This is a genomic window from Pedobacter glucosidilyticus (assembly GCF_002483235.1).
GTDB classification, from domain to species: domain Bacteria; phylum Bacteroidota; class Bacteroidia; order Sphingobacteriales; family Sphingobacteriaceae; genus Pseudopedobacter; species Pseudopedobacter glucosidilyticum_B.
The window spans coordinates 175,677-189,801 of sequence record NZ_DLHN01000017.1 but is presented as its reverse complement, the minus strand read 5'-3'; the positions used below and the strand labels follow the sequence as shown (position 1 = coordinate 189,801).

Sequence of the window (14,125 nt, the reverse complement as noted above, 5' to 3'; positions counted from 1 at the left end):
TTAATATCATGAAAATGAAAAGAAATATATTTCTCAGTTTATGCATACTTTCCTTATCGGTGATATGGGTAGGATGCGAGAAAAGTAATTACCCAGGAGGTGTTATAAGTCCTTACATTCCTATTTTTGATTTAAGAAGCCTATATAAAGGAACAGATTTAAATCTTACAGTTGATAATATGTTTGGCTCTTCAAAAATTAGTGCAGTTGTTGTTTCAGACCATTCAGGAAATAATCTTCCAGAAGGATTATTAATCGTACAAGATAAAAAAAGATTGAACGAGTTAAGAGGAATTTCTATTCCTATTGGGCCAGAAGCTGCCAATTATGTTCCAGGAGACTCTGTAGTAGTAGAAATTGCAGGTGGCGTTTTAAAAAGAGTTGATGGCTTATTACAAATAACAGGTGTTGACGCTTCTAAAGTTACCAAGGTTGCATCAGGTAAAAATATCCCAGTAAATCGAGTGGGTAGTAATCTTATCTTGGCCAATCCTGATAAGTATGAAAGTACATTGGTGGTAATTGTAAAAGCTGGCTTCGACCCAATTCCAGCCCCAACAGAGGTTTATGCTGGAGATAAGGTTATCAATGATGGTTTTGAAAATCTTACGCTACATACAGCTTCTGATGCCACATTTGCAAATAACTCAGGATTACTCTTCTTAGCTAATTACTATGGTATCATTATTAGTAAGCAAAATACCGAAGGTAATCTTATCCCAGAACTTCGTGTAAGAACTTTAAATGATATTATACCTTTAAGTTCGTCACCAGAAATTGCCGATGTAATTATCAGTGGTTTTATTAATGATGTTATAGGCGGTGATGGTAATTATGAATACGTTCAATTATTAGCTACAAAAGATATAGATTTTTCTGTAACACCGTATTCAGTTGTCTTTTCTAATAATGCCGGAACTTCACAGCCAACAGGTTTCCCTACAAATGGTTGGGCAACAGGCGGTGGTGCAACCTCTTTTAGAACTTATAAATTTAATTTAACCTCTGGTACCGCTGCTAAAGGGACTTACTTCTATGTTGGTGGATCTACTAAATTAATTAATGGTGCTAGTTCTACTTCAATTAGTACTGCAAATTGGATTAGATCTTTCAATTACACTACAACAAATGGTGATGGCTTCGGAACAAGAACTAGTGGTTTAATGGCTAATAGTGGTAATGCTTTTGGTATTGCTGTTTTCAAAGGTACTAACGTTACAAAAGATACACAGCCTACTGATGTAATATTTGTTGGAGCAGGAGGAAGTCTTCTTTCTAGTACTAATCCGCCTGTTGGTTACAGAATTGCTAACACAGATTATTATGATGTTGTTAACCCTATAACATTAGAATCTCAACCTTTCTACAGACAAGGTAGTAATACTTTAAATTTAAATTATACCACACCTACTGATGCTGGTTTCTTTTACAAATTAGGAGGTATTTATAATCCAACATTGGGAAGATGGGTTAGGGCAAGAACACAAACTACTATCATACTAACTAAAACTTCTACTTTAGAGGAGATAGAGGGAATCTTCCCGGCGCCTACAACAGATAATCCTGATGGTGTTCAGCCTACAACTTTAAGATAATACATTTAAAATCAACAGGAGTTATTCAAAAGATAACTCCTGTTTACTTATGCATACAAAATGAACAGAAGATTTTTCATCAAAAGCACAAGTTTACTAGCTGGTAGTGCTTTTATAAGTTTAAATAGCCATGGTTTTTTAAGTAAGGCTGATAAAACCATCAGCGGAAGCGTAAAAGCAAATGGTAAACCATTGGCAGACGTGATTATCTCTGATGGTTTTAGTGTGGTGAAAACCGATAAAAATGGTTTTTATAAACTAAAAGCTCATGATAAAGCTACCCATGTTTTCATGAGTACGCCTGCTGGTTACGAGTTTAAAACTCAAAATCATATCTCTAAGCAATATGAAAACTTAAATGCTACAAACAGCTTTGATTTCAATTTAACAAAATTGAAACAAAGTGATGATGAACATTATTTCATCATCTGGGCAGATCCTCAGGTTAAAAATAAGGCAGATGTAAAGCAAATGATGGAAGAATCTGTACCTGATGTTCAAGAATTGGTTAAGAGTTTAGGAAACAAAGCTTTAATACATGGTATTGGTGTTGGAGATTTAGTTTGGGATGAACTTGAACTATTTCAAGACTATGCCGAAGCAGTTAAACAAATGGGTATTCCGTTTTTCCAAGCTTTAGGTAATCATGATATGGATTATCGCCAAGGCGGTGATGAGACTTCTGATAAAACATTTAAGCAAAATTTTGGACCCACTTATTATTCCTTTAACAGAGGAAAGGTTCATTATATAGTATTAGATGATGTACGCTATCTTGGCGAAGAAAGAAAATATGATGGCTATATTACAGAAGACCAGTTAAATTGGTTACAGAAAGATTTAGCTTTTGTGCCTAAAGAGCATTTGATTGTTATTGGTTTGCATATTCCGGTACATAATTCAGTAAAAAATAATGTAGCATTATATGAAATTCTAAAAGGCAGGCAAGTGCATATCATGTCTGGACATACACATTATAACGATAATTACATCATTGATAATGTTTATGAACACGTACATGGTACCGTTTGTGGCGCTTGGTGGACAGGCCCCATCTGTGGTGATGGCGCACCTCGTGGTTATGGGGTTTATCGGGTAAAAGGTAATCAGTTAAGTTGGTATTATAAATCTATGCGTAAGCCTAAAACACATCAGATAAGTTTACATATAGAAGAACTAACCGCACAAAAAAGGCTGCTGGCTAACGTTTGGAATTGGGACCCACAATGGAAAGTAGAATGGTGGGCTGATGATAAATACATGGGTTTGTTAGAACAAACCAAAGGTTTTGATCCTTTAAGTGTGAAATTATATAAAGGAGATCAATTACCTAAACCACGCTCTTTTGCAGAGCCTAGAAGAACAGAACATTTATTTATGGCGCATATCAACCCAGAGGTAAAAAATATCAAAGTACAAGCAACGGACAGATTTGGTTATAAATACGAAGAGAAAACTGTAATTTAAGCCTCCATAAATTTAAGTATATGAAGAAGTTATTGTTTTTTAGCCTTGCGCTATTTTTCTTTGCTAGCCATAGCAATGCACAAGCTGTAAAATGGGATACCACTTACCGCCCCAATAATTTTGAGCTAAAAGTAGAATTATTTAAAAGCTATCCAAACGCTTCAACAGATATCATCTTTTTAGGGAATAGCATTACCGCAGGGGTAGATTGGGTAGAACTTTTAGGTAATCCAAATATCAAAAACAGAGGGATTTCTGGAGATATATCTTATGGTGTTTTAGAAAGATTAAGCGAAGTAACAGAAGGTAAACCAGCAAAAGTTTTTCTGTTAATAGGTATTAATGATATCTCTAGAAATATTCCTGATAGCTTAATCATCAACAACTATCACCGTATAGTAAAGCAAATCAAAAAGGAGTCTCCGACAACAAAAATTTATTTACAAACCGTATTCCCTGTCAATAATACATTTACACAATTCAAAAATCATTACAATAAAGACGAACATATTACTGCAGTTAATGCGGGTTTAAAGAAGTTAGCAGCAGAAGAAAAAGCCACCTTAATAGATACGCATAAAATATTTTTAGATGCCGATGGTCGCATGAAAAAGGATTATACTCATGACGGTTTACACCTTAAGGCATCCGGTTACGCTGTTTGGGCTCAGCTATTAAAGCAATACCTTTAAACATAGCTTACTATTAAATTTTTGTTTTAAAAGAGCTAAACAAATCATCCATCTAATTTATTATTAGTGTTGTTTTGACATTTAATTTATTTGTATTAATATTACATATTGTAAAAAATACACTTAGGCTATTGTTTATAGAAATTTAATTTCTATATTCACCTAACCAATTTTAATATTAAACGAATGTCAGAACAAAGCTATGATGCCATAGTGATAGGTTCCGGTATCTCCGGAGGCTGGGCAGCGAAAGAACTAACCGAAAAAGGTTTAAAAACTCTTGTGCTTGAAAGAGGTAGAAATATAGAGCATGTTAAAGATTATAAAAATGCTACTAAAGCACCTTGGGAGTTTGAACACAGAGGTAGAAGAACCCAGGAAATGGTTGAAAACTATCCGGTTCTTAAAAGAGATTATGCACTTTCAGAAAAAAATCTTGATTTCTGGGTAAATGAAAAGGAAGCACCTTATACAGAAGTAAAACGCTTTGATTGGTATCGTGGCTATCACGTAGGAGGCAGGTCTTTAATGTGGGGAAGACAGTCTTATCGTTTTAGTGATTTAGACTTTGAAGCAAATGCTAAAGAAGGTATTGCTGTAGACTGGCCTGTTCGTTATAATGAGATTGCCCCTTGGTATAGTTATGTAGAGAAATTTGCAGGTATCAGTGGATCTAAAGAGAATTTAGCTCACTTGCCAGACGGCGAGTTTCTGCCTCCAATGGACATGAACTGTGTAGAAAAAGATGTTGCGGCCCGTATCAGGCAACAATATAAAGACCAAAGACACATGTTTATTGGTCGTGTTGCTCATGTTACAGCTCCTGTTAAAGGTCGTAGCAATTGTCAGTTCAGAAATAAATGTTCTTTAGGTTGTCCTTTTGGTGCTTATTTCAGTACACAATCTTCTACCTTACCAGCAGCCATGGCAACTGGCAATCTTACGCTTCGTCCGCATTCAATCGTTACTAAAATACTTTATGATAAAGACACCCAAAAAGCTACTGGTGTAGAGGTTATAGATGCAGAAACTAACCAAACTTATGAGTATAAAGCCAAAGTGATTTTCCTTTGCGCATCAACCTTAAACTCTGCTTGGGTTTTAATGAATTCTGCAACTGATGTTTGGGAAGGCGGTTTAGGAAGTAGCAGTGGCGAGCTTGGTCATAACCTGATGGATCATCATTTTAGATTAGGTGCATCTGGCGTAGCAGAGGGCTATGATGATAAATACTACTACGGAAGAAGACCAAACGGCATTTATGTACCACGCTTTAGAAATATGAATGGCGAAAAGCGTGATTATTTACGTGGTTTTGGTTATCAAGGTGGTGCTAGCAGACAAGGCTGGAATCGTGAAATAGCAGAGTTAAGTATAGGGGCCGAGTTAAAGGAAGCTTTAATACAACCCGGACAATGGACTATGGGTATTACAGCTTTCGGAGAGATTTTACCTTACCATGAAAATAAAGTTACTTTAGATAAAACCGTAAAAGACAAATGGGGCTTGCCTGTTTTAGCTATCGATGCTGAGATAAAAGAGAATGAGATTAAAATGCGTAAGGATATGATGGACGACGCTCAAGAAATGCTTGAAAAAGCAGGCCTTAAAGATGTTAAAGCGCATGATAATGGTTACGGTTTTGGTCAAGGTATACATGAAATGGGTACAGCTCGTATGGGTAAAGACCCTAAAACATCTGTAGTAAATAAGCATAATCAAGTTTGGGATGCTAAAAATGTTTACGTTACAGATGGTTCTTTCATGACATCAGGAAGCTGCGTAAACCCATCATTAACCTATATGGCTTTTACAGCCAGAGCGGTAGACCATGCAGTTTCTGAACTTAAAAAGATGAACCTTTAATACCCATTACCTCATGGAGAATAAAAGTAATCAACAAAGTAGAAGAAGCTTCATCAAATCTGGTGCTATTGCAGCAGCAGCTTTTACTATAGTACCAAGACATGTCTTGGGTAAAGGCTTTTTAGCCCCTAGTGATAAACTTTATATTGCTGGCGTTGGTGTTGGTGGCAAAGGTTACAGTGATTTAAAGAGCTTTCACACATCAGGCAAAGCCGTTATCAATTTCTTATGTGATGTTGATGATAGAAGATCATTAAAAGCAAGACAAGATTATCCAACAGCAAAATATTATAAAGATTGGCGAGAGCTTTTTGATAAAGAATCAAAAAACTTTGATGCCGTTTGCGTTTCTACACCAGACCATAACCATGCGATTACAACTTTAGCAGCTATGCAGTTGGGTAAACATGTTTATGTGCAAAAACCGCTAACACATGATATTTACGAGGCTCGTATCTTATTAGATGCGGCTAAGAAGTATAAAGTAGTTACTCAAATGGGTAATCAAGGCGCTTCAGATGATGGTGTAAGGCAAATGCAAGAGTGGTTTGATGCTGGAGTTATAGGTAAAGTTCATACTGTTTACTGTTGGACAAACCGCCCTGTATGGCCTCAAGGTATTCCTTGGCCTACACAAGCCGCAGAAATACCAAAAGAATTAGATTGGGATTTATGGTTGGGTACAGCACCTCAAAAAAACTATGTAGATAAATTAGTGCCTTTTAACTGGCGTGGCTGGTGGGATTACGGCACCGGCGCCCTTGGCGATATGGGCTGCCACTTAATGGAAGGTCCATTCACAGTTTTAGGCTTAAATGCAGCAACTTCAGTTGAGGCTAGTGTAGGCTCTGTCTATGTTGATGAATTTAAACGCGGATATTTTCCAGAATCTTGTCCGCCTTCTAGCCATGTTATTTTAAACTTCCCGGCAACGGCAAAAAATAAATCGGCTATTAAATTACATTGGATGGATGGTGGTATACAGCCAGAACGTCCGGAAGAGTTAGGCCCTAATGAAGTATTTGGCGATGGGGGTAATGGTATGCTGTTTATAGGTACCAAAGGCAAAATGATGGCTGGTACGTATAACCAAAATCCTCGTTTATTACCAACAAGTAAAACTCAGGAAGTAAAAGTTAAGCAAAAATACGATAGAGTTACAGGTAGCACCAATGGCCATTATGCGCAATGGGTAGAAGCTTGTTTAGCAGGTTATGGTAACAAAGAATTGAGCTCTCCGTTTGAAAAAGCAGTGCCTTTAACAGAAGCTCTATTAATGGCTAACTTAGCTATCCGGTCTTATGATATTAAGATACAAAAAGATGGTAAAGACATTTTCCCGGGTAGAAACATCAAATTACTTTGGGATAATGCGCAAATGCGGGTAACCAATTTTGAAGAAGCCAATCAGTTTGTAAAAAGAAACTATAGAGCCGGCTGGACGCTAGGTGTTTAATTAAAGACCAAAAAAAATTAAAATCATGAATAGAAGAGAAGCCATATCATCAGTTGCCTTATTATTAGGGGGAACTGTTTTAGGGGCAGAAATTTTCACTCTAACCGGTTGTACTTCAACGCCAAAACAAATAAATGATTTGTTTAACGCCAATGATGTATTACTGCTAGATGAAATTGCAGAAACTATCATTCCAGAGACAGATACGCCAGGTGCTAAAGCTACCAAAGCAGGCGAATTTATAGCCTTAATGGTGAAAGATTGTTATGATAAAGAGCATCAAAAAGTTTTCCTTGATGGATTGAAAAATGTTGATGAGGAAGCTAAAAAGCAATACCAAACAGATTTCCTTTCTTTAGATAAAGAGCAGAAAAAAGCTTTATTAACCAATTTAGATAAGCAACAAAAGGCATATCAAGAAACTAAAGAAAAAGAAGCTCCTCCGCATTATTTTAGAATGATGAAAGAACTAACCTTATTAGGTTATTTTACGTCAGAAATAGGTGGTAGTAAAGTTTTAACTTATGTAGAAGTACCAGGCAGATTTGATGGATGTATCCCTTACAAAAAAGGAGATCCGGTTTATCTAAATCCGTAATATTTATGAAGCAGAAATTAAGATTAGGAATGATAGGTGGCGGTCCCGATGCTTTTATTGGGGCAGTACACCGTATTGCGGCAAGAATTGATGATTGTTATGAGCTAGTTTGCGGTGCTTTCAGTAGCTCGGCAGAAAAATCCGCAAAAACAGGAGCTATGTTAGGCTTATCGCCAGAGAGAGCTTATCCATCTTACCAAAAGCTGATAGAAACCGAGAAAAGTTTACCAGAAGATATAAGAGTAGAAGTTATCAGCATCGTAACGCCAAACCATTTACATTTCGAGCCTGCTAAAATGGCTTTAGAAAATGGTTTTCATGTAATTTTAGATAAACCTATTACGCTATCGCTGCAAGAAGCATTAGCACTGGAGAAAATACAGCAGCAAACCGGTAAAAAGTTACTTTTAACACATACCTATACGGGTTATCCTATGGTGAAAGAAGCTCGTCAGCAAGTTTTGACAGGTAAACTAGGAGCTATAAGAAAAATTTATGTAGAATATCCACAAGGCTGGTTAAGTACAGCGGTAGAAAATAAGCAAGCCGATTGGCGTACAGACCCCTCAAAAAGTGGTATTGCCGGAGCCATGGGCGATATTGGTACCCATGCTTTTAACCTTGCGGAGTATGTTACTGGTTTAAGTGTTACCAAGCTTTGCGCTGATATTAATACCGTTATTGATGGCAGAAGATTAGATGATGATGGTGCCGTTCTACTTAAATTTAATAACGGTGCAAGTGGAGTTTTAATGGCTACACAAATAGCTGCCGGTGAAGAAAATAATGTTAAAATAAGAGTTTACGGTGAAAAAGGTGGTTTAGAATGGCAACAAGTTGATGCTAATTCTTTAGTTATAAAATGGTTAGATGCGCCTGCACAAACCTACAGAACTGGTGGGGCTTATGTAAGCTCTTTTGCTTCGCATAATACACGTACGCCAGCAGGGCATCCGGAAGGTTATTTAGAAGCTTTCGCTAACTTATATAGAAACTTTGCTTTAACTGTTTTGGCAGAAATGAACCATCAACAGCCAGCTACAGAAGCGCTAGATTATCCAAGCGTAACAGAGGGTATTAGAGGCATGACTTTTATAGAAAAAGTTATCGAGTCTGGAAAATCATCCCAGAAATGGATAAATTTTTAGTTTCTCGATACTCAATACGCAAATCTCATATCTAAAAGAAAAATGAAAACAATAAAAGGACCAGCATTATTTATAGCGCAGTTTATAGGAGACCAAGCGCCTTTTAATAGTTTAGATAATATTTGTAAGTGGGCAAAAGACTTAGGTTTTAAAGGCTTGCAATTACCTACAAATGATAGTAGGTTTTTAGACCTGAAGCTAGCAGCAGAAAGTAAAACTTATGCCGATGAAATTAAAGGCAAAGTAAATGCAGCAGGTTTAGAAATTACCGAGCTCTCTACGCACCTACAAGGGCAATTGGTGGCCGTTCATCCTGCTTATCATGATTTATTTGATGCTTTTGCTCCCGCAGAATTACATAAAAATCCGCAAGCCAGAACAGCTTGGGCCGTTCAGCAATTAAAATATGCCGCACAAGCATCAAAGAATTTAGGTTTAAATGCCCACGTTACTTTTAGTGGCGCTTTGCTTTGGCCTTTTGTTTACCCATGGCCACAACGCCCAGCAGGTTTGGTAGATACCGGTTTTGATGAACTGGCAAAACGTTGGAAACCAATTCTAGATGTTTTTGATGAAAACGGCGTAGATGTTTGTTATGAGCTACACCCAGGCGAAGATTTACACGATGGCGTAACTTTTGAAATGTTTTTAGATAAAGTAAACCATCACCCAAGAGCCAATATATTGTATGATCCATCGCATTTTATATTGCAATGTTTAGATTATTTAGCTTTTATCGATATTTACCATGAACGCATAAAAATGATGCATGTTAAGGATGCAGAGTTTAACCCAACCGGCAGACAAGGTGTTTACGGTGGCTATCAAAACTGGATTGATAGAGCAGGGCGTTTCCGTTCTTTAGGAGATGGACAGGTGAATTTCAAATCGGTATTTAGCAAGCTAGCACAATATAATTATGAAGGCTGGGCCGTTTTAGAGTGGGAATGCGCAATTAAGCATCCAGAAGATGGTGCTAGAGAGGGAGCAAAATTTATTGCAGATCATATCATCAGGGTAACAGAAAAAGCTTTTGATGATTTTGCCGCTTCTGGTGGCGATGCAAATTTTAATAATCAAGTTTTAGGTATATAACAATATCATTATGAAAATCAATAAAGTATTAAGTTTAAGTATTCTTGCAGTAAGTTTATGGGCTTGTGGTGGCGGTAGTCAACAAAGTACAGAAAGTACAAATTCAGAAACTCCTGCTGCAACAGAAAGTGTAGCAACACCAGCAGCAGAAGAGCCAAAGGGAAAGCAATTAATAGCACAATCAGATTGTTTGGGTTGCCATAAAGAACAACAAAAATTAGTAGGTCCATCCTATGCAGATGTAGCTGCAAAATACGAGGCTACACCAGAAAATATAGCGATGCTTGCTGGTAAAATTATCAACGGCGGACAAGGAAATTGGGGAGAAGTTCCAATGTCTGCTCATCCGCAAGTTAGCCAGGCCCATGCCGAAGAAATGGTTAAATATATTTTAACAATTAAGAAATAATGAGAAGTATTTTAACCTGTATGTTGGTGTTATTGGTAACGCTATCATGTAAATCGCAAAAAGTGAAAGCTAATAAAGGCTGGGAAAATTTATTAGCAAACGGCACTCAAGGTTGGCATACTTACGGTAAAGCAGAAACAGGAGGCGCTTGGGCGGTAGAAGATGGCATTCTTCATTTCAAACCTGTTGCAGACAAAGCTCAACGTGGGGATTTAGCTACAGATAAAGATTATGAAAACTTTCATCTAAAATTAGAATGGAAAGTCGCTAAAAAAGGAAATAGTGGCATCATGTTCAATGTGCTTGAGGATGCTAAAAAATATCCACAACCATACCTTACTGGTCCGGAAATGCAGGTTTTAGATAATGATGGTCATCCGGATGCTAAAATATTTAAACATAGAGCTGGGGATTTATATGATTTAATTCCTTGTAGCAAAGAAACCGTTAAGCCAGCTGGCGAGTGGAATAAAGCAGAAATCATCAGTAACAATGGCAAACTAGAATTTTATTTAAATGATGTTAAAGTAGTTTCTACAACGATGTGGGATGATGCTTGGAACAAAATGGTTGCTGCCAGTAAGTTCAAAACCATGCCTGATTTTGGTAAGTTCAAATCAGGAAAAATTGTGTTGCAAGACCATGGCGATGAAGTTTGGTTTAGAAACATCATGATTAAAAAACTTTAATACAAGCTAACCCATTATAACCTAACCCAATTTTAAATGAACAATATTAATAAAAGCCAACTTTTTTGGGCAAGCTGTCTTGCGCTGTTGGTTACCTCTTTATCTTTCGGGATAAGAGCCGGTATCTTAGGAAAACTAGGAACAGACTTTCAATTATCTGCAACAGAATTAGGTACGATAACAGCTACCGCTTTTTGGGGCTTCCCTTTAGCCGTAGTTATTGGTGGTTTTATAGTTGATGCTATAGGGATGAAAAGATTATTGGTAATGGCCTTTATCTTTCATTTGCTAGGTATTATCTTAACCATTTTCGCACAAGGATATTGGACACTTTTTATCTCTACTTTACTTATAGGTATTGCCAACGGAACAGTGGAAGCGGCTTGTAACCCATTGGTTGCAACTCTCTACCCAGATAACAAAACAACCAAGCTTAACCATTTCCATTTATGGTTCCCAGGCGGTATATTTTTAGGAACACTTATCGTGATTTTATTCAATAGCCTAGGTTTAAGCTGGCAAATACAAGTAGCAGTTATGATAATACCAACTTTAGTATATGGTTATTTATTTTCTAAGTTAGAATTCCCAGTAACAGAACGTGTAGCTTCTGGGGTATCTACAGCTACCATGTACAAATCGGTAACATCACCTTTATTTATATTCATGTTTATTTGCATGTTTGGTACAGCTATTACCGAGCTTTTTACAGGTCAATGGATAGATGTATTACTAAAAAATGTCACCGATAATGCTATCTTGATATTAACCCTTACTACAGGTGTAATGGTTATTGGCAGAGGCTTGGCAGAACCAATTGTTCATCGTTTTTCTCCGCAAGGGGTATTACTAATTTCTGCTGTTTTAGCAGCTTTAGGCTTATATTTATTAAGTACTTTAACAGGCAATGCTATCTATTTTGCAGCCTTCATTTTTGGTTTAGGAGTATGCTATTTTTGGCCTACTATGTTGGGTTTTGTGGCAGAAAATATCCCTAAATCTGGTGCTTTAGGTTTAAACTTAATGGGTGGCGCTGGTATGTTTGCAGTTTCTGTTTATACCATTTTTATGGGAGGTTTTTACGATAGATTAATCGTTAAAAAACTTCCAGCTGGTGCCAACGAGGCCGATTATTTAAGCGCTGCACCAGGTACAGAAATGGCTAACTTACTTAACCAGGCAAAAAATGCAGCCGGTCCAGAAGTGTTGCAAGCTACTATGGTAATTCCAATGATTTTAGTGGTAGCTTTCACAGGTTTGGTAATCTATATGAAGAATAGGAAAAAACAGGCTTTAACTCATTAATTTGTTATCATGATGCCTAAACAAACAAATAGAAGATTGGTCATTAAAAATATATTAGCAGGAACTGCTGCTTTAACTTCAATACCTATGCTAAATTTTGCACAGCCCTTAGATGGAGAACAAAGCACCAAACTAAAAGGTAATATTAACCATGCGGTATGTAAGTGGACTTATGGTTTCTTATCTTTAGAAGAACTTTGTATTTTATCAAAAAAAATAGGTATAAAAGCTATCGATTTGGTTGGCCCTAAAGAGTGGGATATTCTCAAAAAACATGGTATAGATTCTAGCATGTGTAACGGTGCAGAAATCAATTTGGTTGATGGTTTTGCAGAGCCTAATTTTCATGAGAAGCTTATCCAGAATTATACCGAGATGATTCCTTTAGTAGCTAAAGCAGGTTATAAAAACCTCATTTGTTTTAGCGGAAACCGCAGAGGTATGGATGATGAAACAGGTTTAAACAATGCAGCCAAAGGGTTAAAAAAACTGATGGCACTAGCAGAAAAACATAAAGTAACCTTGGTAATGGAACTTTTAAACAGCAAAATTAACCATAAAGATTATTTTGCCGATAAAACAGCTTGGGGTGTTGAGCTTTGTAAAAGAGTAGGCTCAGAAAACTTCAAATTACTTTACGATATTTACCACATGCAGGTAGATGAAGGAGATGTTATCCATACCATAAGAGATAGCCACCCTTATATTGCGCACTACCACACAGCTGGTGTACCAGGTAGAAATGAGATAGACGAGAGTCAGGAACTCAACTATCCTGCTATCATGAAAGCCATTGTAGCAACAGGTTTTAAAGGTTATGTTGCACAAGAATTTATTCCGATAAAAGAAAATAAAATAGCATCTTTATATCAAGCAGTGAAAATTTGTGATGTTTAGTTTTTATTTAAAATGGATAACAGAAGAGTATTTTTAAGGCAGGTAGGCTTAGCTGCCGCATCGGTTTTGGTTTTACCAAACCTTGGATGTTTGGTAGATGATAAAAAAAGAATAGGGATACAACTATATTCGTTAAGAAACGAATTTTCTAAAGGTGTAGAAAATGTAATTGCCGAGGTATCAAAAGCAGGTTATTCTTGGGTAGAAGCTTATGGTTACTCGGTAAAAGATGGTTTCTGGGGTTTAAAACCAACACAGTTTAAACAACTGTTAGATAAGTATAACCTTACTTGCCCAAGTGCCCATTACGAATTTAGCGATTGGGAAAAAACAGGTGATGATAATATTTTAGCTTCTTACATAGAGGCGGCAAAAATATTGAAGCAAACTTATATTATAGTTCCTTTTATTAATCCTCAAATATTTAATACCGTAGAAAGCGTAAAAGCTTTTGCCGATAAGCTTAATAAAGCCGCACTCAAACTAGAAAATGAAGAATTAACATTAGCCTACCATAATCACGATTTTGAGTTTAAACAACTTGGAAATAAAACGGCCTATGAAATTTTATTAGAACATACAAGTCCTAAAATAGAGTTCGAATTAGATTTATACTGGGCTGTTAGAGCTAAACAGGATGTTGTAAAATTATTTAAAGATTATAAAGGACGTTTTACTTTATGGCATGTTAAAGATATGGATGAAGTTAATCCTGCAAAGAATACTGAAATAGGCAGCGGAACCATAAATTTTGAGTCTTTTATAAAAGAAGCTAAAACTGCCGGACTTAAATATCCTATCGTAGAGCAAGAAAATTTTGATATTGACCCTTATGAGAGTATAAAAATAAGTGCAAAAAGATTAAGAAGGATTATTTAATTTTTTTTCTTTCTTTTACTTCTTAAACA

At 36.5% G+C, this 14,125-nt stretch carries 13 protein-coding genes; all 13 read left to right on the top strand.

Going from position 1 to position 14,125, the window contains the following annotated elements; genetic code table 11:
* Positions 1-8: 8 nt before the first annotated feature.
* Complete coding sequence (locus tag B2745_RS04505) at positions 9-1,595, top strand: DUF5689 domain-containing protein (protein WP_349681773.1); 1,587 nt, start codon at positions 9-11, stop codon at positions 1,593-1,595.
* A 60-nt stretch (positions 1,596-1,655) separates the two neighbouring features.
* On the top strand, positions 1,656-3,062 hold the full coding sequence (locus B2745_RS04500) for a calcineurin-like phosphoesterase family protein (protein WP_304064089.1): 1,407 nt from the start codon (positions 1,656-1,658) through the stop codon (positions 3,060-3,062).
* Between the two features lie 20 nt (positions 3,063-3,082).
* The gene (locus tag B2745_RS04495) at positions 3,083-3,754 is read left to right on the top strand and encodes a GDSL-type esterase/lipase family protein (RefSeq protein WP_304064088.1); all 672 of its coding nucleotides are present in this window, start codon (positions 3,083-3,085) and stop codon (positions 3,752-3,754) included.
* 186 nt (positions 3,755-3,940) lie between these two features.
* Positions 3,941-5,620: a GMC oxidoreductase gene (locus B2745_RS04490; RefSeq protein ID WP_304064087.1), complete on the top strand. Its 1,680-nt coding sequence runs from the start codon at positions 3,941-3,943 to the stop codon at positions 5,618-5,620.
* Positions 5,621-5,633: 13 nt separating this feature from the next.
* Positions 5,634-7,076: a Gfo/Idh/MocA family protein gene (locus B2745_RS04485; protein WP_304064086.1), complete on the top strand. Its 1,443-nt coding sequence runs from the start codon at positions 5,634-5,636 to the stop codon at positions 7,074-7,076.
* A 25-nt stretch (positions 7,077-7,101) separates the two neighbouring features.
* Positions 7,102-7,674, top strand: a complete 573-nt coding sequence (locus B2745_RS04480) for a gluconate 2-dehydrogenase subunit 3 family protein (protein WP_304064085.1) — start codon at positions 7,102-7,104, stop codon at positions 7,672-7,674.
* Positions 7,675-7,679: 5 nt separating this feature from the next.
* Positions 7,680-8,822 carry a Gfo/Idh/MocA family protein gene (locus B2745_RS04475; protein ID WP_304064084.1) on the top strand — a complete coding sequence of 381 codons (1,143 nt, stop codon included), beginning with the start codon at positions 7,680-7,682 and terminating at the stop codon, positions 8,820-8,822.
* Between the two features lie 42 nt (positions 8,823-8,864).
* Positions 8,865-9,917 (top strand): sugar phosphate isomerase/epimerase family protein, encoded by a 1,053-nt coding sequence (locus B2745_RS04470; protein ID WP_304064083.1) that lies wholly within the window; start codon positions 8,865-8,867, stop codon positions 9,915-9,917.
* Between the two features lie 10 nt (positions 9,918-9,927).
* Positions 9,928-10,326, top strand: coding sequence for a c-type cytochrome (locus B2745_RS04465; protein ID WP_304064082.1), 399 nt, complete (start codon positions 9,928-9,930; stop codon positions 10,324-10,326).
* Complete coding sequence (locus tag B2745_RS04460; protein WP_304064081.1) at positions 10,326-11,015, top strand: 3-keto-disaccharide hydrolase; 690 nt, start codon at positions 10,326-10,328, stop codon at positions 11,013-11,015. The genes B2745_RS04465 and B2745_RS04460 overlap by 1 nt, the downstream gene beginning before the upstream one ends.
* 36 nt (positions 11,016-11,051) lie before the next feature.
* Positions 11,052-12,320 carry an MFS transporter gene (locus B2745_RS04455; RefSeq protein WP_304064080.1) on the top strand — a complete coding sequence of 423 codons (1,269 nt, stop codon included), beginning with the start codon at positions 11,052-11,054 and terminating at the stop codon, positions 12,318-12,320.
* A gap of 9 nt (positions 12,321-12,329) precedes the next feature.
* Positions 12,330-13,217: a hydroxypyruvate isomerase family protein gene (locus B2745_RS04450; protein ID WP_349681772.1), complete on the top strand. Its 888-nt coding sequence runs from the start codon at positions 12,330-12,332 to the stop codon at positions 13,215-13,217.
* Between the two features lie 12 nt (positions 13,218-13,229).
* Positions 13,230-14,096, top strand: a complete 867-nt coding sequence (locus B2745_RS04445) for a sugar phosphate isomerase/epimerase family protein (RefSeq protein ID WP_026905359.1) — start codon at positions 13,230-13,232, stop codon at positions 14,094-14,096.
* The last annotated feature ends 29 nt before the right edge of the window (positions 14,097-14,125 follow it).

Coding starts and splice junctions, on each gene's coding strand:
- B2745_RS04485 (WP_304064086.1), top strand. CDS start 5,634: ATGGAGAATAAAAGTAATCAACAAAGTAGAAGAAGCTTCATCAAATCT.
- B2745_RS04460 (WP_304064081.1), top strand. CDS start 10,326: ATGAGAAGTATTTTAACCTGTATGTTGGTGTTATTGGTAACGCTATCA.
- B2745_RS04495 (WP_304064088.1), top strand. CDS start 3,083: ATGAAGAAGTTATTGTTTTTTAGCCTTGCGCTATTTTTCTTTGCTAGC.
- B2745_RS04465 (WP_304064082.1), top strand. CDS start 9,928: ATGAAAATCAATAAAGTATTAAGTTTAAGTATTCTTGCAGTAAGTTTA.
- B2745_RS04470 (WP_304064083.1), top strand. CDS start 8,865: ATGAAAACAATAAAAGGACCAGCATTATTTATAGCGCAGTTTATAGGA.
- B2745_RS04450 (WP_349681772.1), top strand. CDS start 12,330: ATGATGCCTAAACAAACAAATAGAAGATTGGTCATTAAAAATATATTA.
- B2745_RS04500 (WP_304064089.1), top strand. CDS start 1,656: ATGAACAGAAGATTTTTCATCAAAAGCACAAGTTTACTAGCTGGTAGT.
- B2745_RS04480 (WP_304064085.1), top strand. CDS start 7,102: ATGAATAGAAGAGAAGCCATATCATCAGTTGCCTTATTATTAGGGGGA.
- B2745_RS04475 (WP_304064084.1), top strand. CDS start 7,680: ATGAAGCAGAAATTAAGATTAGGAATGATAGGTGGCGGTCCCGATGCT.
- B2745_RS04490 (WP_304064087.1), top strand. CDS start 3,941: ATGTCAGAACAAAGCTATGATGCCATAGTGATAGGTTCCGGTATCTCC.
- B2745_RS04455 (WP_304064080.1), top strand. CDS start 11,052: ATGAACAATATTAATAAAAGCCAACTTTTTTGGGCAAGCTGTCTTGCG.
- B2745_RS04505 (WP_349681773.1), top strand. CDS start 9: ATGAAAATGAAAAGAAATATATTTCTCAGTTTATGCATACTTTCCTTA.
- B2745_RS04445 (WP_026905359.1), top strand. CDS start 13,230: ATGGATAACAGAAGAGTATTTTTAAGGCAGGTAGGCTTAGCTGCCGCA.